Genomic DNA, 19,750 nt, shown 5'->3' with positions numbered 1-19,750 from the left:
GTACGCACTGGCTGGAACGGACTCCCAATAAAGATGCATTTAGTATATTGCTTTAAGCAAGGCATTACCCTAGACTGGTCTCCAGTGGACAGGGCCGGGCATGCACGGCGCCACCTGAGGTTCTGCGCCGAGCATGGCGAAGGCTACGATGCGCGCGATTGCGGCAAAACACGCATGGGCTTATAGGGGGCAAGATGACAAGCGAACCAAAAAACGATTGGGATCCAAGGGGTGAAGCGGCGCTTTGCGATCAGATTGCCGTGTACGATGACATGCGCCAACGTTGCCCGGTGGCGCACAGCGACTATCTGCACTGGTCGCTGTTCCGGCATGAAGATGTGGCGCGCGTGCTGGACGACCACGACAGCTTCAGCAATCACGTTTCCAGGCACCTTTCCGTGCCAAATGGCATGGATCCTCCGGAACACACTGCGTACCGACGCATTCTTGATCCTTATTTCAGCGCGCAGCGCATGGACGCTTTCGAGCCTGCGTGCCGCAGCATCGCCGCCAAGCTGGTGAGCCAGATGGCGGCGCGCGAGCAAACGGATCTGATGGCGCAGTTCGCGCAAGACTTTGCACTGCAAGTCCAGTCCGACTTTCTGGGCTGGCCGGCCGCTTTGCACGAACCGCTGCGCCACTGGATCGGCAAGAATCACGCGGCCACCCTGGCGGGCGACACCGGCGCCATGAACGCTCTGGCGTTCGAATTCGACAGCTACATTCAAGCCTTGCTCACCGCGCGCCGCGACGCCGGCGCCGACGCCCCCGACGATATCACCACCAGCCTGCTGCGCGACAGGATAGGCGAGAGCCTGCTGGGCGATCGGGACATTATCAGTATCTTGCGCAATTGGACGGTAGGGGAACTGAGCACGATTGCCAGCTGCGTGGGCATTCTGGTCCATTACCTGGCCGAGCGACCGTCGCTGCAGCAACAACTGCGGGAGGAACCGGCATTATTGCCCGCCGCAATCGATGAAATACTACGGATTCATGCCCCGCTGATTGCCAGCCGCCGGATTACCACCAGGCAGGTCAAGATCGGCGAGCGCACGCTCGCGGCAGGAGAACGCATCAGCCTTATCTGGGCCTCCGCCAACCGCAGCGAAACCGTCTTTGGCAATCCCGATGAATTCCGGCTGGACCGTGACCCAGCGCTAAACCTGCTGTACGGTGCAGGCATCCATGTTTGCCCGGGCGCGCCGCTGGCACGGATGTCGCTGCGAATTTGCATGGAGCAATTGCTGGCACGCACCGTCCACATCGCCCTGATGCCGGGAATGGAAGCCTTGAAGGCGGTGTATCCAGCCTCCGGGTTTTCTGTACTGCCACTGTCAATTCGGTTCGCACCCTAGCGTTGTTCGCTGCAAGCCAGGTGGCTTGGTGGTACGCGGCAAACTTTGACAAGCACCGGAGGCGCCGCCATACTTCCAGAGCCTCGCACAAGGCAAGCCTGCCGCGCGGCGATGCCGCGCCAGTTGCCAGCGCCACCCCACATGATCGCCATGCCCATCCAGGAACATCAAATGAAGAAAATCGTCGTCAAATTCGGGGGTTCCAACCTGCGCCGCCCCGAAGACATCGATCGCGTGGTCAATGTCGTGCAAACCTACCAGCGCCCGCTGGTGCTGGTGGTGTCGGCCTTTTTCGGCATCACCAACGCGCTCGTTGCCTGCGTCCAGGCGGCCAAGGAGGGGGCCGGCAAGCTCTCCGCGCTGGCCGAGAGCCGCGACTACACGCTCACCTTACGCACGCTAAAGAAGGACATCCTGGACGCCAACATCGCCGACCTGGAGCAGCGCAGCCGCACCGAAGCGGCCCTGAACGCGCGCCTCGACCAGCTGGAGCGCTTCCTGACCGGCATCCACTATATTGGCGACGTTCCCGACTTCGTCAATGATGTCATCTTGAGCTATGGCGAACGCCTGTCCAGCCTGCTGGTGACGGCGGTGCTGCAAAGCCGCGGCATCGCCGCCCGCGAAGCCCTGCCGGAGGATATTGGTCTGTTTACCGACGGCGTGTTCGGCAACGCCGCCTGCGATTTTGACGCCAGTACCGGCCCGGTGTCAGCGGCCCTGGCCGGCGACGGCATCGTTGTCGTGCCGGGCTTTTACGGCGTCAGCCGCGACGGCAAGACCACCCTGTTCGGGCGCGGCGGCTCCGACTATTCGGCCGCGTCGATCGCGCGCTGCATCGGCGCCGAATCGCTCGACGTCTGGAAAGACGTGGACGGTTTCCTGAGCGCCGATCCGGGCGCGGTCGAAGCGCCCCATCCGATCGCGCGCCTGCACTACCTGGAAGCTGCCGAGCTGTCCTACTTTGGCGCCAAGATCCTCCATCCGCGCACCGTGGAACCGCTGTTCGACCAGGCGATCCCGATCCGCATCCTGAACATCACCCGTCCTGACCTGGGCCTGCACGCATTTACCGTCATCGACGGCGAACGCACCGTCACCCATGATGTGGTGAAAAGCGTCTCGTCCAGCGACGACGTCGCCATTCTCAAGTTGCACGGCCCGGGCGTGGGCTTCAAGCCCGGCATCCTGGCCGAGGTCACCTCCACGCTCGACCGCCAGGGCATCAACATCAAGAGCGTATTGACGGCCCAAACGGCGATCAATATCTTGCTCGCGCGCGAGCACCTTGAAGCAGCGTACGATGCGCTGGCAACGCATCACATGGCGGGGGTCGTCGAAGTGAGCCGCAATGATGCGGTTGCCATCGTGGCGGTGGTCGGCGACGGCGTGCTCGACGCGTCCAACGTGGGCAGCGCGATCGCCAGCCGGGCCTTGTCGGCGGCGCTCGCCGGCGGCGTACGCGTGACGCTCAGCGCTGCCGGCGCCAGCGAAGTGGCCGCCTATATGCTGGTCGATCGCGAAGACCGGCGCCTGGCCTTGCGCCTGATCCACGCCGAATTTTTCAGCGCGAGGTAAATCGCAAAAAACGCGCCGGCGCCAGGGCGCTACTGCCCGAGCGCCTGCAGCGCCTGCGCCGCCATGCTGCGTATGCCTTCATACGACTTGGCCGACGCGATGAAGCGGCCATTATGGCAAAAACCGGCATCGGCCACGCCGGTGACGGCAGCGAGTTGCGCGTCGCGCAAGCCGGCCCATGCGTCGGGCAGATCGGCGCGCGCCTTAAAACTGTCAGGGCTGACCGGGATCGTGTGGATCATGTAGCGCTGCTCGGCGATATTGTGGCTGATGACAAACATCACCTTGGGCATTTCCTTGCGCACCACCTGGGCCCAGGGCAGCGCGCCGTTTTCCAGGAACAGCACCCTGCCATCGTCAAGCACTGTTGCCTGCCTCACCTGCTCCACCGACAGCAGCGCGCCAACGCGGTATTTGACGGCGTTGATCATGATGTCGGTGAGTAGTTCCATGGCGCGCGTAAATTGGCTCAGCCGGTAGGCAGCGTCGGCGTCGCCGTAACCCACCCTTTGCTCGTCGAGCCAGTTGGGGTTGAAGCCGGACACCACGGCCGAGAGGCCATAGCCGCCCGGCGCATTCTTGGCCGCGCCCACATCCGACAAGTCCAGATACTGCACGACATCGGCGTCGATGGCATGGGCCATCTCGACCGCCCTGTCGTCGGCCAGGGTGGTGCCCGTATGCGCCGCCGCCAGGGCGCTGACGCAGCGCGCGCCGTATTCCTTCCATACCAGCCCCGCGCTGGCATACGGCACGCCGGTCGCGCGCGCGCCGCAAAAACCTTTCTGGTGATGGTCGAAGCGCCCCGTCGCCGGGTCCCAGATACCGCCGACGTCGACGGCAAAGTCAGCCGCCTCAACTATTGCGGCATCGCGCGTGCGCACCACTTGCGCCTGCGGGAACAGTATCTTCAGCGCCGCGACGGCCCACGCGTCGTCGGCGTGAAACTTGCCGCTGTGAGTCACAATTACCATACAAAAATCCAGTCTCGTTCATGTGCGGCGCCTGGAAAATGCCCATCCTGCATAGGCGCCCTCGCGCAATGATACCGGGTTTGGCGCACAGTAACCGTGCATCTGCGCCGCATTGCCGGCGGGCGCGCGCTGCAGGCCGTGGTCCGGTTCCGGTCCGGCGAGGTACGGCTGTAGAATGGCCGGCATGAAGATGCGAAAAAAATCCGAGCTGCCCTCCAAGCTATGCGCCCACTGCGCGCTTCCTTTTACCTGGCGCAAGAAGTGGGAACGCGACTGGGAACAGGTCAAATATTGCTCAGAACGGTGCCGCCGCGCGACCGCCCCGAGCCCAACTGAGGGTGGCGAACGGCGCTGACGCCGTTTGCCTTAGGCTTTTTTCAGTGCCGAAGCCTTGTGCGCGGCCTGCGCGCCCGTCTTGTCGCTGACCACCAGGTATTCAGGGTTATCAGGGGACGCCGCCACATGGTGGCCGTGGATTTCCATTGGCTCGGTGAGCTTTTTCTGGATCGTGCCATGCACCGTGCCCTGCGCTGACTGCCATTGCACCTTGTCGCCCACCTTGAATGCCTCTGCCATGGTGATTCCCCTTTCCCGTCAATCGTGGTCTATCAGTCCATTTGACCATAGCGACAAGACGCATGGCGCACTGTGTACTGAGATTGTCAATTTTGATCTGGATCAACGAATTGTTTGACATCGATCATTACACTGAGCTAAAACCACATCATTACATTCCCGATCAAGTACGGGCCCGGGTACGCCGCGTGCCTGCAACGTCAAACAAAGGCAGCGATGCTCCCAGCCTCAACGATGCTCCCAGCTTATATCTCCCACCCCGACTGCCTGAAGCACACGATGGGAGAGCAGCACCCCGAGTGTCCGGAACGCCTAGGCGCCATCCGGGATATGCTGCTGATCAAGGGTTTGCTCGACTTCATGCAGCCGTGCGAGGCACCGCTGGCGACCGAAAAGCAACTGGCGCAAGCCCACTCCAGCCTGTATATCCACACCCTTGCCGCGCTCGCGCCCGAGGAAGGATCGGTGCAGGTCGATCCTGACACCAGCATGAACCCCTTCAGCTACCAGGCTGCGCTGCGCTCGGCAGGCGCCGCCGTGCTGGCCACCGATATGGTCTTGACCGGCGCCTGCGCCACCGCCTTTTGCAATGTGCGCCCGCCCGGCCACCATGCCGAATATGCCGCGGCCGGCGGCTTTTGCTTTTTCAACAATGCCGCCGTCGGCATCCGCCACGCCCTCAACGTGCATGGCTTACAGCGGGTCGCCTTGATCGACTTCGACGTCCATCATGGCAATGGCAGCGAAGACATTTTGCATGATGACGAACGGGTGCTGATGTGCTCCATTTTCGAAGACAAGCTGTATCCGTTTTGCGGCAACATCGCGCGCGGGACAAACATGATCAACGTCGCCCTGCCGGCCCGTTCCGGCGGCGAGCTGCTGCGCCAGGCCGTGACGGACCAGTGGCTGCCCGCGCTGGAGCGCTTTCGCCCGCAACTGATTTTTATGTCGGCCGGCTTTGACGGCCACCGCGACGACGACATGGGCAACCTGGCCCTGGTCGAAGCCGACTATGCCTGGGTCACCAGGCAAATCCTGGACGTGGCCCGGCGCCATTGCCAGGGCCGTATCGTCTCCTGCCTGGAAGGCGGCTACGAGCTGTCGTCGCTGGCGCGCAGCGCCGCCGCCCATGTCAAGGCACTGCTGGGGCTTGACGACCAGTCCGACCTGTAACGCCCCCCTTCACTTGCCAGGCACGCTCATGGAAAATCACTACCTCACGCCGCTGTTTTCACCCCGCTCGATTGTCGTCTTCGCGGGCAAGGCCGACCAGCCAGAGCTCCCGCCGTCCCAGACCAGCTACGGGCGCGACATCGGCGCGCAACTGGAGCAAGGCGGCTTTACCGGCCCGATCACCTTCCTTGACGTGGGCATGAGCGGCACCCTGACCGACCTGGCCCAGTCGCGCGCCGACCTGGCCGTGATCGCGCTTCCCAACGACGAGCTGGCGTTCGCGCTGGAAGTGGCCGGGCGCATCCAGTGCCGCGCCGCGCTGATCCTGTCGAGCGGCGTGCAAAGCCCGCTGGCCAGGGAACTGCACGCCATCGCCCGCAAGTTCGGCATCCATTTGCTCGGCCCTAACTGCCTGGGCTACCAGCGCCCGCGCCTGCATATCAACGCCAGCGTCGCCGGCGCCATGGCCCAACCGGGCAGCCTGGCGCTCATTTCGCAATCGGGCGCGCTCACCTCGGCCATCCTCGACTGGGGCAGCCAGAATGCGGTCGGCTTTTCCACCGTGGTCTCGCTGGGCCCGAACACCGCCGTCGACCTGGCCCAGACGCTGGACTTTCTGGCCACCGACCCGGCCACCCAGAGCATCGTCATCTACATGGAAGGCTTGACCGACGCGCGCCGCTTCCTGTCGGCCCTGCGCGGGGCCGCCAATACCAAGCCGGTGGTGGTGCTCAAGGCCGGCAACGCGGCCGCCGCGTCGCAGGCGGCGCTGACCCACTCCGGCGCCTTTGTCGCCAGCGACGACGTGTTCGACGCCGCGCTGCGCCGCACCGGCGCGGTACGGGTCAAGTCGTTCGTGCAGCTGTTTTCGGCGGCCAAATGCCTGGCCTCGCGCTACCGCCCGGTCGGTCCGCGCCTGGCCATCATCACCAACGGCGGCGGGCCCGGCGTACTGGCGGCCGACTGGATCGGAGAACTCGGCCTGCAGCTCGCGCGCCTGTCCGAGCCCAGCGTGCAGGCGCTGGCCCCGCTGCTCTCGCCCCTGGCCACCCTCTCCAATTTGATCGACCTGTCCGAGGAGGCCGACGCCGACGCCTTCTGCGCCGCGGTGCAGGCCTGCGCGCGCGACGCGCTGGTCGACGGTATCCTGGTGATCTATTCGCCCAAGCTCGGGGGCGACCCGGCGGCCGTGGCGCGCGCCGTGAGCGCGCTGAACGCCAGCCTGGGCAAGCCGCTCCTGACTTGCTGGATGGGCGACCGGCAAGTGACGGCGGCGCGCCAGATCATCAACGCGGCTGGCGTAGCCACCTTCCGCACGCCGGAAGCGGCGGTCGACGGCTTTAGCAATATCGCCGCGTTTTACCAGAACCAGCAGTTGCTGCGCCAGACCCCGCCGCCGCTGTCGCAACTGACCAAGCCCGATCTGGACGGCGCGCGCCTGCTGATCGAAGGCGTGCTGGCCGAGCGCCGCAAGGTGCTCACCGAGATGGAATCGAAGGCGCTGCTGGCAGCGTTCCACATTCCGATCACGCACACCATCCTGGCGCGCAGCAGCAACGAAGCCATGCTCATCGCCAGCCAGCTAGGCTACCCGGTGGCGCTGAAAATCGACTCGCCCGATATCGCCCACAAGTCCGACGTGCAAGGCGTGGTGCTCAACCTCACCAATGCGGCCGCCGTGCGCGACGGCTACTGCGACATGATGGCCACCGTGCGCCGGCTGGCGCCCGAGGCGCGCATCAATGGCGTGACGATCCAGAAAATGGCCGGCAAGCGCCATGGCCGCGAGCTCTATATCGGCGTCGTCACCGATCACCTGTTCGGCCCTGCCATCAGCTTTGGCGCGGGCGGCACCATGATCGAATTGATCAACGACCGCGCCGTCGAATTGCCGCCGCTGAACCAGTTCCTGGCCCAGCGCCTGATCGGCAGGGTACGTGCGTCAAGCATGCTCGACGAATGGCGCGGCGCGCCGCCGGCGTGCCGCGAAGCGGTCGAGAACATGCTGCTGCGCGTTTCTGAAATGGTGTGCGCGCTGCCGCAGCTGCGCGAAATGGACATCAACCCGCTCATCGTCGACGAGCACGGGGCGCTGGCGGTCGACGCCCGCATCGTCGTCGACGCCGCGCCGCAAGCGTCGCACAGCTATGCTCACCTAGCCATTTTGCCTTACCCGTCGAACTACACGCAGGAGTGGCCGATGCGCGGCGGCGGCCAGTACCTGCTGCGGCCGGTGCAGCCGGACGACGCCTGCATGCTGCAAGACCTGGTGCGCGGCCTGTCGGAAAAATCGCGCTACTACCGCTTTGCCTCCTCGCTGCGCGAGCTGTCGGTGCCGATGCTGGCGCGCTATACGCTGATCGACTACGACCGCGAAATGGCGCTGGTGGCGGTGCAGACGCAGCGCGCGCCAGGGCCGGACGGCGACTTTGTCGAAACGACCAGCATCATCGGCGTGTCGCGCTATATCGCCAACCCGGACCGCAGCAGCTGCGAGTTTTCGCTGCTGGTCGACGACCGCTTCAGCGGCCAGGGCTTGGGCACGCGCCTGATGCTGGGGATCATGGAGGTGGCGCGCGACAAGGGCCTGACCGAGATCGACGGCCTGGTACTGTGCAAAAACAGCGGCATGCTCAAGCTGATGGGGAGCCTGGGTTTTCAGATTCGTCCGTACACCGAGGACCCGGACTTTCGCCTGTGTAGCAAGGCACTGTAGAGGCGCGCTTGGCGGCACCGCCGGCGGCAGGCGCGTGGCAGCCGCCGGGCAGTGGGTGTCTGTCTGCAAAGAAAATGCCTTTAGGCTAAACTGCGTCGCGTTCAAGCGAGCGCGCCACGCTCTTTCCCCTTCCTATAGAAATTATTTGTATGCACCTTGCCGTACCCCGAATCGTCGTCGCCACCCTCCTCCTGTCCACCGCCGCCGCGCAGGCTGGCGAACTGGAGCAACAATTGCTGCGCTGCTCGGCGCTGGGCGACGCCAGCGCCCGCCTTGGCTGTTTCGATGAGCTGACCCGCGCGGCCACCGCCGCCACCGTGGCGGGCAACCCCACGGTGGACCGCACAGTCGCCCCCGCCAACCCGGCCGCCGCAGCCACAGCCGCCGCCGAACCCAAGGTGATCGCGCCGGTGGCGTCGGCCACTGCCGCCCCGCCCGAAACGCCCATTTCGCGCACCGAGCAATCATGGGAACTGGTGCCGTCGGCCCGGCGCGGCGTGTTCTCGTTCCGTCCGCACCACGAAAACTACCTGCTGCTGGCAAACTACAGCGCGCAGTCAAACACCGAGCCCTACCGCGCGCTGACGCCGGCCGGGCTGCCGCCCAAGCGGGTGGAAATCAGCTATCAGCTCAGTTTCAAGGTCAAGGCGGCCGAGCAGGTCGCCGGCTCGCCGATCGATATCTGGCTCGGCTACACGCAGCAAAGTTTCTGGCAAGCGTATAACCGCGCCGCTTCCAGCCCGTTCAGGGAAACCAACTATCAGCCAGAAGTCATGGCGGTGGTGCCCATCAAGAAGGAATTTGCGGGGCTTCACTTCCAGTATTTTAACGTCGGCATCGTGCACCAATCGAACGGCCAGACCAGGACGCTGTCGCGCAGCTGGAACCGGATGTATGCCGAACTGGGCGTGGACCGCGGCAACTTTTCAGTGGCGGGACGGCTCTGGCGGCGCCTGGACAATGCCAAGTCGAACAACGACAACCCGGACATCACGGACTTCCTGGGCCACGGCGACATCCACGCCGTGTACCGCGACAACGGGTATGAATATTCGGTCACGGCGCGGCGCAACTGGCGCACCAGGCACGGCGCGCTGCAGGCGGCCTGGGCTTATCCGATCACGACCAACCTGAAGGGCTACCTGCAAGTGTTCTCCGGGTACGGACAAAGCCTGATCGACTACAACTATTCGCAAAAATCCATTGGCGCCGGTTTCAACGCCGACTTTTAAAAAAAGTGCCGGCCCCTGCCAGCCCCATTAAAAAAGCCACCCTCAGGTGGCTTTTTTTGCTACGCGGAAACGGCCGCGAGCTGATCAGTTCGCGATCAGGTAGATGACGACCAGCACGACCGCCGGAATACCCAAAATCCATCCCAATACATATTTGCCCATGCTTGCTCTCCTGTGATTGTCACTGCTGGAGAACAGCATGGCAGGGTCCATGCACATGCTCTGTACGGTGCTGCACGGAAATCGGCACCTTGCCTCACTGGTTGACACTGAGGCTGTAAGCGCCGCCGCCCTTGTTGTAATAGCTGGACACTTCAATCGTGTACACGCCGCCGCTGCCGGGGGGGCAAGGTAAAACTGTCGCTGCCGTACGGGATGCGAGTTGGTGCCGCCACCGCCGTCGTCATCGGACTTGATCACCACGCCGGAGGGGTCGCGCAGAAAGAGGTAGGTGTCGAAGGCGGACGAAGTCAGCAAGATCGTCACCTGCCGCCCCGGCATGCTGGAAAACGTATAGCGGTCGGTGTACAAATTGGCGCCGCGCGCGCAGGCGCTGCAGGCCGACGCCTGCAAAGTGCCGCTCGACGGCAACGCGCTGCCAAGCGCATTCGTGCAGGCACCCGGCGCACCCGCCGACGCTTGGCTCAGGCCAAAAGTGGAGGACACGCCGGGACCGGTCACCGCGCCGTTGGCGCTGCGCGCCGCGCCATTGTTGGCGCCCACGGAGAACGAAAAACTGCCGTCGCCGGTACCGTCGGCGCCCACGGTGAGCGTGACCCAGCTTGGCAGCGCGCCCACGTGCCACGGGCAACTGGCAGCTGCGCTGACGCTGACGGCGCCGCTGCCCCCACCTGCCGTCAGCGCCGCGCTGGTCAAGCTCAAGGCGGGCGCGCTCGGGCACAACGGGGCCGCTTCCTGGTTCATGGTAAACGCGCCGCTCATGTCCAGCGCATCGATCCGGCCCTGGCCGCTGCGCGCGGCGCCCCCGTTGGCCGCAACCGCATAGCTGACGCTGCCGTTGCCCTTGCCGCCCAGGCTTGAGGTGGCCGTCACAAAGCCGGGCAGCGCGCTGATGCGCCACGGGCAGCTCGGTGCGGCGCTCACGCTAATGGCGCCGGTGGCGGCGCAAGACTTGAGCGCATAGGTGGGCGAAAAGGTCGGCATCGACGGCCACGCCGGCACGGATGGCTGGGTCAGCGTGGCCGTCTCGTTGCCCAGCATGAAGCTGGCCGTGCGCGGCGAGCCGGTGGTGTTGGGCGCGGCCATGAAACCCACTGCCAGGCTGCCTTCGGCCGCCATTTCCAGCGCTTCGCCAGTGACGCGCGTGAGCCAGGCGGGCAAGTCGGCCGCGTCAAAGTGGCAACCCGGCGCGCCCGTCACGGTCCAGCTGAGCGCGCCGCCGTCGCCGTCCACGCCTTGCGCGGGCAGCGGCAGCGCCAGCTTTTGCGGGGCGCACGCCGGGTCCCATAATGCGGCACTTGCGGTGGCGTCGTTAAGGGCGGCGCCGCCGGCCAGCAGCAGCTTGCCGTTCGACAGCCGCGTCACGCTGGTGTCGCGCGTGGCTGCGCGCTTCGGCCCCGTGACATTCCACGCGCCCGTGGCGCTCTGGTAATGCATCAGATTCCTGGACGTGGGGCTGGTCAGGATGACGTTGCCGTTCTCGAGCAGCGTGGCCGTATCGATCTTGAGCGGCTCGGGCATGGCCGTGGCCTGGTGATACATGCGCGCAGCGCCCAGGCTGCCGGTGGTGGTGGCGCCGGTGCTGGCGCAGTAGAGCGCCAGCACCGGCAACAAGGCACAGGCCAGGACGCTCATGGCGGAGAAACGGGTAGGTGGCACGCGCGAAAGTGGCAAGGTTTTCTCCTGGACGGTGGACGGCGCAGGTGGACGGAATAAGTGGACAAGATCAGGTCGATCCAGGATGTGTCGAGCCTCAAGCTGCTATGCGCATTTACAATATTACTGTAGCGCATTTTTTTCTACGATCAACTTTGGCGCAAGGTTTGCACAAATCCCACACTGCGATGTGCCCGCCACTTGCGCCGCACCAGCTAGCCTGCCCCGCTGGCGTGCAGGTTGACACCGTCTTTACAGCATGCCATCCTAAAACGTCGCCTTCGCGGGACCAGACGCGGCTTCCAGGCGGCGGCGCTGTGTTTTCGCATGCCTGGATTGCTTGAGCTGAAAAACCATTTCACAATGTGAGAGGCAGCCCGCCTGCAAACCCCGCCGACCATCCCATTTTTTGAAAATTCATTCCACATACCGAAATGCAAGTACCAAGTGCTTGAAAACGCACGAAAAAAATAGAGTTATATGTCTTATATAAGACTCGATCGTTTTCGAAAAGTCGTCTATCATTCTTGTGTGCAGTTTTGCTTTCGATTTCCGCCCCCGGGCAGTGCGAGCGTGAACAGAAGGTGCGTTTCGAATCCGATTTTTCTCATTTTTGCTTCATCATCTAGGAGATTCACATGTCCCAGTATCAAGACGACATTCAAGCCATCGCCAGCCTGAAAGACAAAGAAGGTAGTGCCTGGAACGCGATCAATCCTGAGTCCGCCGCACGCATGCGCGCCCAGAACCGCTTCAAGACCGGCCTTGACATTGCCAAGTACACCGCAAAAATCATGCGCGACGACATGGCGAACTACGACGCCGACTCGTCCAAGTACACCCAGTCGCTGGGTTGCTGGCATGGTTTCATCGGCCAGCAAAAGATGATTTCGATCAAAAAGCACTTCAACAACACCGACCGCCGCTACCTGTACCTGTCGGGCTGGATGATTGCCGCGCTGCGCTCCGAGTTCGGCCCGCTGCCGGACCAGTCGATGCATGAAAAAACCGCCGTCGCCGACCTGATCCGCGAGCTGTACACCTTCCTGCGCCAGGCCGATGCGCGCGAACTGGGCGGCCTGTTCCGCCAGCTCGACGCTGCCGAAGGCGCCGCCAAGGCTGCCATCCAGGACCAGATCGACAAGCACATTACCCACGTGGTGCCGATCATCGCCGACATCGACGCCGGTTTCGGCAATGCCGAAGCGACCTACCTGATGGCCAAGCAGATGATTGAAGCCGGTGCCTGCTGCATCCAGATTGAAAACCAGGTATCGGACGAAAAGCAGTGCGGCCACCAGGACGGCAAAGTCACGGTCCCGCATGAAGACTTCCTGGCCAAGATCCGCGCCGTGCGCTACGCCTTCCTGGAACTGGGCGTGGACGACGGCCTGATCGTCGCCCGTACCGACTCGCTCGGCGCCGGCCTGACCAAGCAGATCGCCGTCACCCGCGAGCCGGGCGACCTGGGCGACAAGTACAACTCGTTCCTGGACGTGGAAGAAGTGTCGACCGAATCGATGAGCAACGGCGACGTCGTCATCAAGCGCGACGGCAAGCTGCTGCGCCCGAAACGCCTGCCGAGCAACCTGTTCCAGTTCCGCGCCGGCACCGGCGAAGAGCGCTGCGTCCTCGACTGCATCACGTCGCTGCAAAACGGCGCCGACCTGCTGTGGATCGAAACCGAAAAACCGCATATCGCCCAGATCGGCGGCATGGTCAGCGCCATTCGCAAGGTGATCCCGAACGCCAAGCTGGTCTACAACAACAGCCCATCGTTCAACTGGACGCTGAACTTCCGCCAGCAAATGTTTGACAGCATGAAGGCCGAAGGCAAGGATGTGTCATCCTACGACCGCGCCAAGCTGATGAGCGTTGAGTACGATGCGACCGAACTGGCGCTGGCCGCCGATGAAAAGATCCGCACCTTCCAGGCAGATTCTGCCCGCGAAGCCGGCATCTTCCATCACCTGATCACGCTGCCGACCTACCACACGGCCGCCCTGTCGACCGACAACCTGGCCAAGGATTACTTCGGCGACCAAGGCATGCTCGGTTACGTGGCCGGCGTGCAGCGCAAGGAAATCCGCCAAGGTATCGCCTGCGTCAAGCACCAGAACATGTCCGGTTCGGACATCGGCGACGACCACAAGGAATACTTCAGCGGCGAAGCAGCCCTGAAGGCGTCGGGTAAAGACAACACCATGAACCAATTCTAAACACTGCAAGCAGTGACAAGAAAGCCCGCTCAAGCGGGCTTTTTTTCGTCCGTAGACCCACTTCACTTCACCAAAAAATCACCCGCTGCTCCGGCGGCAAATACATTTTGTCGCCCGGTTTGACGTCGAAGGCCTGGTAAAACCCCGGGTGATTGCGCATGCTGCCGTTGACGCGGAACTCGGCCGGCGAATGGGGATCGGACTTGACTTGCGCGATCAGACTCGGCTCGCGCGCCTTGCCGCGCCGCGCCTGCGCCAGGCCCATGAACAGGCGCTGCTCGGCGCTAAAACCGTCAATCACCGGCCCCTCCTTGCCGCCTTGCGAGATGCGGTACGCGCGGCTGGCCATGACCGCGCCCGCGTTGTCGGCAATATTTTCGCCCAGCGTCAATTCACCATTGATGAAGTATCCCGGCAGCGGACTGTAGGCGCCGTATTGCGCCACCAGCACCTTGCCGCGCGCGGCGAACTTGGCGCTGTCTTCCTTGGTCCACCAGTTGCGCAGGTTGCCGTCGCCGTCGTACTGCGCGCCCTGGTCGTCAAAGGCGTGGCTGATCTCGTGCCCGATCGAAATGCCCACCGCGCCATAATTGATCGCCGGCTCGGCGTTCGGATCGTACAAGGGGTACTGCAGGCGCGCGGCCGGGAACACGATCTCGTTCATCTCCGGGCTGTAATACGCGTTCACCGTTTGCGGCGTCATTTCCCACGCCAGCCGGTCAACCGGCTTGCCCAGCTTGGCGATATCGTGTTCGTGCGCAAAGGCGCGCGCGCGCATCACGTTGCCCAGCAGGTCCGCGCGCGCCACCTTCAGGGCGCTGTAGTCGCGCCATTTGTCGGGGTAGCCCACCTTGACGCCAATTTTCGACAGTTTGACCTGCGCCTGTTGCTTTGTCTCGGGCGACATCCAGTCCAGCGTGGCGATGCCGTCCTTGAACGCGGCCAGGAAGTTTTTCACCATCGCTTCCACCTGCCGCTTGCGCTCGGCCGGGAAATGCGCCTTCACGTAGGCCGCGCCCACCGCTTCACCCATCGCGCGGTTCACTTCGCCAATGGCGCGCTGCTGCAACGGCCGGTTCACTTTCGCGCCCGACAGCACCACGCCGCGAAAGCCAAAGCTCTCGTCGACGAACGGCTGCGACAGGAAAGGCGCCGTTGAACTGAGCAGGCGGAAGGTGAAATACGATTGCCAGGCTGCCAGCGGCGTCTTGTGCATGATGGCGTCCAGCGCGCCCAGGTAGCTCGGCTGGCTGACGATCAGTGACGTCACCTTGCCTTGCACACCAGTTCCCTTCAGGTAGGCCGGCCAGTCAAAGCCGGGCATCAGCTTGTTCAGCGCGGCCAGGTCGAGCTTGTTGTAAGCCTTTACCGGGTCGCGGTTTTCGACCGCGCTCCACTGCGCGCGCGCGATCTCGGTCTCGAGCGCGACGATGTTCGCCGCTTCGGTCGCCCCCTGCTCGTGGCCGGCCAGCGCCAGCATGCTTTGCACGTGCGCCTGGTACTTGGCGCGGGTGGCCGCCAGCTTGGCGTCATCGAGCGCAAGGAAATAGTCGCGGTTGGGCATACCAAGACCGGACTGCGAAATATTGACGATGGTGCGTGTGGCGTTGCGGTTGTCCTGGCCCACCGACAGGTTGAGCGGCGTGCCCACGCCTATGCGCGTAAAGTGGGCGATCAGCGCTGCCAGCTGGCGCGTGTCGCGCAGCGCGGCAATGCCGGCCAGCTCGGCCTTGAGCGGCGCGAGACCGAGCGCGTTGCGGCGCTTTTCATCGATGAAGCTGGCGTAGTAGTCGCCGATCTTGCGCCCGTCCGCGCTGGCTTGCGGGTCTTGGTCTGCCTTTTCAACCAGCGCCAGGATTTGCTTCTCCACATTATCCTGGGCGATATTAAAAGCGCCCCAGCTGGCACGGTCCGCCGGAATCTCGACGTCATTGAGCCACTTGCCCAGCGAATAGCGAAAGAAGTCGTCCTGGGCGCGCACCGCGCTGTCGTGCGAGCCGACGTCGACGCCGGAGCGCGCGGCCTCCACGATTGGCGCCGCCGTGGCCAGACCCGCCGAGGCCACGCACGACATGCCGGCCAGCAGCCCCACGATGACGGTATTGCACAAGGTTCGTTGCATGTTTCGCTCCTGACGAGGTTTGTTGTCCGTCAGATGCTAAAGCAGACGGTGGTCACTGAACAGGCCACGCGCGATAAATCGGATATGCATGTGTGGCGCTGCCGCGTACGTACGCAGCGCGCGCCCCGCGGCTACCACATCAGGTCGTCGGGAATCTGGAACGCCGCGTACGGATCGTCGGCATCGACCTCGGTGCTGGCTTTTTTGTTTACGCGCACCACCATCGAGGCGTCCCGTTCGGCGATCTTGTCGGCAATCACGCGCGGCACCAAGTCGGTGGCCGTACCCTGACGCACGATCACCAGACGCCCCGCCATCAGGTGCGCCTGCACCGCGGCCGATACATAGATCCGGTCGATCTTGTTGTTGTGCGTGAAGTTGTAAGCGATGTCGCCATTGCCCTTGTTCTGGCGGTTCTTTTGTACCATTTGCGCAATCTGCGCCAGGATCGCCTTCTGGGTGGCGGCTGCATCGCGCTGGGCGTTCGCTTCGCGCGCCTGTTCGGCTTTCTTGCGCTGCGTTTCCAGCGCGGCCAGGCGCACTTCATCGACCGTCTGCGTGCCGCTGCGGCGCTCGTCCTTTTTTTGCTTGGTCTTTTCCTGGTTGGCCTGCTTGGCCTTGTTCTTGTCGACCAGGCCGGATTTCAAAAACTGCTCTTGTAACGAGGCCATACTTGCCACTTTCGTAAAATGAAGGCGCCGGCGCGCGCCGGTGCAAAGGCGCTAGCATAGCAAACCTGGCGGCCCGGCAGATTGGCGATTGCCGCCGATTTTGCTTGCAATAGTTCGATGATTAGCTAATAATCGATCACATGAGCACAATCTTCAAAGCCTTGTCCGACCCCACCCGCCGCCAGGTCCTGCAGCATTTGCAGCAAGGACCGCTGGGCGCGGGCGAACTGGCCGACCTGTTCGACGTTTCCAAGCCAACCATGTCGGCCCACTTTGCCGTGCTCGTTGCGGCCGGTCTCATCGAGCCGGAAAAGCAGGGGCGCACGATCACTTACCGCCTCAAGCTGTCGGTGCTCGAAGATGCACTGCTCATGTTTGCGCAAACGTTCGGCCTGCAGGTAAGCCGCCCGGAAACGGGCAAGAACAACTCGTCATCGAAGGAGAAACCATGAGTACCGCCAATACCGCTTCCCCGCTGCGCCGTTCCCTGCTTGCCGCGGCCATCATCATCGCCGTCTCGGCCGCACTGGCATGGCTGGCGCCGGTGTATATCAGCACCGACCTGTCGCACCGGCTGCTTGGCGCCATGCTGGGCGCGGTGGTGGTGGTGTATGCCGACGCTATTCCCAAGGCGCTGGTGGCACGCGCGCGGTTGCGCTGCACGGCCGCGCAAGACCAGGCTGCGCGCCGCTTTGCCGGCTGGACACTGGTGCTCGGCGGCCTCGGCTACAGTACTGCCTGGCTGTTGGCCCCGTTCGCCATGGCTGGCCTGATCGGTGGCGCCGTGCTCGCTTTTGCGCTGATTCTTGCCGTGCTGCGCTGCGTGCGCACCGGCGCCGGCAACGCACCAAGCTGAAGGAAGCTGCCATGTTCGCCATGCTGATGGGACTGAAGTCCATCTCACCACAAGACCTGCACCTGCGCATGCACGGCGGTGCGCTGACCATTATCGACGTCAACTCCCGGCAATCGTGGCAGAAGGCGCGCGTGCCGGGGGCGATCAACCTTGGCGTTGACTTCGATGCGGGCGCCCTGCCGGCCGACCAAAGCGCGGGTTTGGTGTTCTATTGCTCGAACCCCCTGTGCAGGAAGGCGCCCGGCGCTGCCAGACGCGCAAAGCAGCTCGGCTACACGGACGTACGGGTGATGTCGGCCGGCATCAACGGCTGGACCGCGGCCCGGCTACCGGTCGAGAGCGCCGGCTGACAACTTTCCCGCGCCTTCGGGCGCGCTTCAGGAACCGCGCTATTTACTTAACAAAATTCGCGCCTGTATGTCAAATATGGAGTCCAGTCAAATGTAACTTGTGTAACTAAGCGCGCTACCGCACACAATAATGTAAAGCAACAACTGTATAACGTAGGCACTGCAACGGCCCCCGTGCCGGCCCATTCATCACCCGAAAAACCCGGTGGTGGATGCGCAAAAAATAGAGAGAAACCCATGACCCGTTTTGACACCCAGCCACGCGCCTTATTCCTTGCCACGCTGTTGAGCGCACTGCTCGCAGTGCACGCCATTGCCGGCGCAGCAAGTTCACAGGCTCCGGTCAAGCTCGGTTCAGCGGGCACCTTTGCCCTGCTGAGCAAGACCGGCATCACAGATGTATACGCTTCGGTCATCAACGGCGACGTGGGCGCCAGCCCGATTACCGGCGCGGCCATTGGTCTTACCTGCGGTGAAGTCGCCACCGGCATCCTCTACACCGTCGATGCCGCCGGCCCGTTGCCTTGCAGCGTAACCGCGGCCACCCTGCTCACGTCAGCCGTGAGCGACATGCAAACTGCCTACCTCGATGCAGCCGGCCGTGTGCGCCCGGATTTCACTGAACTCGGTACCGGCGAAATCGGCGGCTTGACGCTCAAGCCAGGTCTGTACAAATGGGGCACCGACGTCAAGATCTCGACCGACGTCACGCTGACCGGCAGCTCGACCGATGTGTTCATCTTCCAGATCGCCGGTGGCATCAAACAGGCCAGCGCCACGCGCGTGAACCTGACCGGCGGCGTGCTGGCCAAGAACGTGTTCTGGCAGGCAGCCGACGTGGTCACGATCGGCACCACGGCCCACTTTGAAGGCGTCGTGCTGGCCAAGACCTTGGTCGCCGTGAAGACCGGCGCAACGATCAACGGCCGCCTGCTGGCCCAGACCGAAGTGACCCTGCAAAAAAATACCGTGACCCAGCCCGCGCCTTAATTGCGCACGCTGGCCGCGATGAGCGGCAAGATAAACGCACCAAGAAAAACGCCAACCCTGGGGTTGGCGTTTTTTTCGTCCGGCCACATGCGCTGGCAGTCATGGCGTATCCTCCTGGAACCGACATTGCCCGTAACGTCAGGACGACATTTTCTCTTCATGGAAACGAAAAGCACGCTGTACTTACAATTGCGCCATGCCGCGCGCCCGTACGGAGCGCCAGGCCTGGCCCTGGCAGTGGCGCTGCTCGCCGCCAGCCCCGTGCTGGCCGGGCAGCGCGACCCGTTGATCGACGCCGTCAATGCCTACCGCGCCGCGCCCGGCCGCTGCGGCGCCCGCGTACCGGCTCCGGTGGCGCCCCTTGCCGCGCATCCGGCCCTGGCCGATCTGAACATCGGCGCCGGCGTCTTCCTCGACCAGGTGCTGGAACGGGCCGGCTATCCGGTGGCGCAGGCCGACGCCATTTCGGTGAGCGGCGCGGGCGAAGCCCGGTCAGTGCTGGCCGCCATGCTCGTCACGCACTGCGCCGCACTGCTGAACCCGCAATTTACCGCTGCCGGCGTTACGCGCACGGGCGACACCTGGATGCTGGTGCTGGCCCAGAGCGCCCCGCCGGCGCCGGTGCGCATGCTGCCGGACGCGCACAGTGCCGGCCCGGCAATCCTGGCGGCCGTCAACGCGGCGCGCGCCGCGCCGCGCACCTGCGGCAAGCAACAGTTCGACGCTGCCGCGCCGCTGGCCTGGAATAACGCGCTGGCCCAGGCGGCGTTCAGTCACAGCAGCGACATGGCCGAGCAGCGCTATTTCAGCCACCAAGGCAAGGACGGGCGCCAGGTGGCGCAGCGCGCAACACAAGCGGGCTATGGCTGGCGCCTGATCGGCGAAAACATCGCCGCCGGGCAAGATAGCGCGGCCGATGCCGTCGCCAGCTGGCTCGACAGCCCGGGCCACTGCGTCAATATCATGAACCCCGGCTTTACCGAGATGGGCGCGGCCTTTGCCATCAGCGGCGGCGAGCGCGCCGGCCGGGTGTACTGGACCCAGGCACTGGGCGCGCCACGCTGAACGGCGCGTCACGCAGGTTTGTGTTAGCGTT

At 63.8% G+C, this 19,750-nt stretch carries 17 protein-coding genes; 12 read left to right on the top strand and 5 right to left on the bottom strand.

The window, feature by feature from the left end; translation table 11 throughout:
* The first annotated feature begins 272 nt into the window (after positions 1–272).
* Both ACP7BV_RS09615 and ACP7BV_RS09610 read left to right on the top strand, forming a co-directional pair.
* Positions 273–1,358 carry a cytochrome P450 gene (locus tag ACP7BV_RS09615; RefSeq protein ID WP_426103592.1) on the top strand — a complete coding sequence of 362 codons (1,086 nt, stop codon included), beginning with the start codon at positions 273–275 and terminating at the stop codon, positions 1,356–1,358.
* 171 nt (positions 1,359–1,529) lie between these two features.
* Entirely contained in the window at positions 1,530–2,936 is a 1,407-nt protein-coding gene (locus ACP7BV_RS09610; protein ID WP_426103591.1) for an aspartate kinase, read from the top strand.
* A gap of 29 nt (positions 2,937–2,965) precedes the next feature.
* Here ACP7BV_RS09610 and ACP7BV_RS09605 read toward each other — a convergent pair whose 3' ends face one another.
* Complete coding sequence (locus ACP7BV_RS09605; RefSeq protein WP_426103590.1) at positions 2,966–3,910, bottom strand: MYG1 family protein; 945 nt, start codon at positions 3,908–3,910, stop codon at positions 2,966–2,968.
* 175 nt (positions 3,911–4,085) lie between these two features.
* Between ACP7BV_RS09605 and ACP7BV_RS09600 the strand changes: the two genes are divergently transcribed.
* Positions 4,086–4,265, top strand: a complete 180-nt coding sequence (locus ACP7BV_RS09600) for a DUF2256 domain-containing protein (protein WP_426103589.1) — start codon at positions 4,086–4,088, stop codon at positions 4,263–4,265.
* A gap of 11 nt (positions 4,266–4,276) precedes the next feature.
* Here the strand turns inward: ACP7BV_RS09600 and ACP7BV_RS09595 are convergent, their stop codons facing one another.
* Complete coding sequence (locus ACP7BV_RS09595; RefSeq protein ID WP_426103588.1) at positions 4,277–4,486, bottom strand: DUF2945 domain-containing protein; 210 nt, start codon at positions 4,484–4,486, stop codon at positions 4,277–4,279.
* A gap of 234 nt (positions 4,487–4,720) precedes the next feature.
* On the opposite strand from ACP7BV_RS09595, the gene ACP7BV_RS09590 reads away from it, so the two are divergent.
* The 3 genes from ACP7BV_RS09590 (at position 4,721) to ACP7BV_RS09580 (ending at position 9,610) form a co-directional block, all read left to right on the top strand.
* Positions 4,721–5,662, top strand: a complete 942-nt coding sequence (locus ACP7BV_RS09590; RefSeq protein ID WP_426103587.1) for a histone deacetylase family protein — start codon at positions 4,721–4,723, stop codon at positions 5,660–5,662.
* Positions 5,663–5,690: 28 nt separating this feature from the next.
* Entirely contained in the window at positions 5,691–8,378 is a 2,688-nt protein-coding gene (locus tag ACP7BV_RS09585) for a GNAT family N-acetyltransferase (protein ID WP_426103586.1), read from the top strand.
* A gap of 149 nt (positions 8,379–8,527) precedes the next feature.
* Positions 8,528–9,610 carry a phospholipase A gene (locus ACP7BV_RS09580; protein WP_426103585.1) on the top strand — a complete coding sequence of 361 codons (1,083 nt, stop codon included), beginning with the start codon at positions 8,528–8,530 and terminating at the stop codon, positions 9,608–9,610.
* Positions 9,611–9,694: 84 nt separating this feature from the next.
* Here the strand turns inward: ACP7BV_RS09580 and ACP7BV_RS09575 are convergent, their stop codons facing one another.
* A complete protein-coding gene (locus ACP7BV_RS09575; RefSeq protein WP_426103584.1) occupies positions 9,695–11,464 on the bottom strand; it encodes a hypothetical protein in 1,770 nt (589 codons plus the stop codon).
* Between the two features lie 620 nt (positions 11,465–12,084).
* On the opposite strand from ACP7BV_RS09575, the gene ACP7BV_RS09570 reads away from it, so the two are divergent.
* Positions 12,085–13,665, top strand: coding sequence for an isocitrate lyase (locus ACP7BV_RS09570; protein WP_426103583.1), 1,581 nt, complete (start codon positions 12,085–12,087; stop codon positions 13,663–13,665).
* A 67-nt stretch (positions 13,666–13,732) separates the two neighbouring features.
* Here ACP7BV_RS09570 and ACP7BV_RS09565 read toward each other — a convergent pair whose 3' ends face one another.
* Together ACP7BV_RS09565 and ACP7BV_RS09560 are read right to left on the bottom strand one after the other, a co-directional pair.
* A complete protein-coding gene (locus ACP7BV_RS09565) occupies positions 13,733–15,787 on the bottom strand; it encodes a M13 family metallopeptidase (RefSeq protein WP_426103582.1) in 2,055 nt (684 codons plus the stop codon).
* A gap of 131 nt (positions 15,788–15,918) precedes the next feature.
* On the bottom strand, positions 15,919–16,458 hold the full coding sequence (locus tag ACP7BV_RS09560; RefSeq protein ID WP_426103581.1) for a DUF2058 domain-containing protein: 540 nt from the start codon (positions 16,456–16,458) through the stop codon (positions 15,919–15,921).
* A gap of 140 nt (positions 16,459–16,598) precedes the next feature.
* Here ACP7BV_RS09560 and ACP7BV_RS09555 point away from each other — a divergent pair, with 140 nt between their 5' ends.
* The 5 genes from ACP7BV_RS09555 to ACP7BV_RS09535 all read left to right on the top strand — a co-directional run bounded on the left by ACP7BV_RS09555 (position 16,599) and on the right by ACP7BV_RS09535 (position 19,719).
* Positions 16,599–16,910, top strand: coding sequence for a metalloregulator ArsR/SmtB family transcription factor (locus ACP7BV_RS09555; RefSeq protein ID WP_426103580.1), 312 nt, complete (start codon positions 16,599–16,601; stop codon positions 16,908–16,910).
* A complete protein-coding gene (locus tag ACP7BV_RS09550; protein ID WP_426103579.1) occupies positions 16,907–17,314 on the top strand; it encodes a hypothetical protein in 408 nt (135 codons plus the stop codon). Before ACP7BV_RS09555 ends, ACP7BV_RS09550 begins: the two co-directional genes overlap by 4 nt.
* A gap of 11 nt (positions 17,315–17,325) precedes the next feature.
* Complete coding sequence (locus tag ACP7BV_RS09545; protein ID WP_426103578.1) at positions 17,326–17,664, top strand: rhodanese-like domain-containing protein; 339 nt, start codon at positions 17,326–17,328, stop codon at positions 17,662–17,664.
* Positions 17,665–17,901: 237 nt separating this feature from the next.
* Entirely contained in the window at positions 17,902–18,654 is a 753-nt protein-coding gene (locus tag ACP7BV_RS09540) for an ice-binding family protein (protein WP_426103577.1), read from the top strand.
* A gap of 159 nt (positions 18,655–18,813) precedes the next feature.
* Positions 18,814–19,719: a CAP domain-containing protein gene (locus ACP7BV_RS09535; protein ID WP_426103576.1), complete on the top strand. Its 906-nt coding sequence runs from the start codon at positions 18,814–18,816 to the stop codon at positions 19,717–19,719.
* The last annotated feature ends 31 nt before the right edge of the window (positions 19,720–19,750 follow it).

Origin of the sequence: Massilia sp. TSP1-1-2 (assembly GCF_049896185.1) — a bacterium.
Classification (GTDB): Bacteria; Pseudomonadota; Gammaproteobacteria; order Burkholderiales; family Burkholderiaceae_D; genus Telluria_A.
The sequence above is the reverse complement of the archived record's forward strand: the minus strand, read 5'-3'. Positions and strand labels throughout refer to the sequence as shown.

Coding starts and splice junctions, on each gene's coding strand:
- ACP7BV_RS09615 (WP_426103592.1), top strand. CDS start 273: ATGCGCCAACGTTGCCCGGTGGCGCACAGCGACTATCTGCACTGGTCG.
- ACP7BV_RS09610 (WP_426103591.1), top strand. CDS start 1,530: ATGAAGAAAATCGTCGTCAAATTCGGGGGTTCCAACCTGCGCCGCCCC.
- ACP7BV_RS09605 (WP_426103590.1), bottom strand. CDS start 3,910: ATGGTAATTGTGACTCACAGCGGCAAGTTTCACGCCGACGACGCGTGG.
- ACP7BV_RS09600 (WP_426103589.1), top strand. CDS start 4,086: ATGGCCGGCATGAAGATGCGAAAAAAATCCGAGCTGCCCTCCAAGCTA.
- ACP7BV_RS09595 (WP_426103588.1), bottom strand. CDS start 4,486: ATGGCAGAGGCATTCAAGGTGGGCGACAAGGTGCAATGGCAGTCAGCG.
- ACP7BV_RS09590 (WP_426103587.1), top strand. CDS start 4,721: ATGCTCCCAGCTTATATCTCCCACCCCGACTGCCTGAAGCACACGATG.
- ACP7BV_RS09585 (WP_426103586.1), top strand. CDS start 5,691: ATGGAAAATCACTACCTCACGCCGCTGTTTTCACCCCGCTCGATTGTC.
- ACP7BV_RS09580 (WP_426103585.1), top strand. CDS start 8,528: ATGCACCTTGCCGTACCCCGAATCGTCGTCGCCACCCTCCTCCTGTCC.
- ACP7BV_RS09570 (WP_426103583.1), top strand. CDS start 12,085: ATGTCCCAGTATCAAGACGACATTCAAGCCATCGCCAGCCTGAAAGAC.
- ACP7BV_RS09565 (WP_426103582.1), bottom strand. CDS start 15,787: ATGCAACGAACCTTGTGCAATACCGTCATCGTGGGGCTGCTGGCCGGC.
- ACP7BV_RS09560 (WP_426103581.1), bottom strand. CDS start 16,458: ATGGCCTCGTTACAAGAGCAGTTTTTGAAATCCGGCCTGGTCGACAAG.
- ACP7BV_RS09555 (WP_426103580.1), top strand. CDS start 16,599: ATGAGCACAATCTTCAAAGCCTTGTCCGACCCCACCCGCCGCCAGGTC.
- ACP7BV_RS09550 (WP_426103579.1), top strand. CDS start 16,907: ATGAGTACCGCCAATACCGCTTCCCCGCTGCGCCGTTCCCTGCTTGCC.
- ACP7BV_RS09545 (WP_426103578.1), top strand. CDS start 17,326: ATGTTCGCCATGCTGATGGGACTGAAGTCCATCTCACCACAAGACCTG.
- ACP7BV_RS09540 (WP_426103577.1), top strand. CDS start 17,902: ATGACCCGTTTTGACACCCAGCCACGCGCCTTATTCCTTGCCACGCTG.
- ACP7BV_RS09535 (WP_426103576.1), top strand. CDS start 18,814: ATGGAAACGAAAAGCACGCTGTACTTACAATTGCGCCATGCCGCGCGC.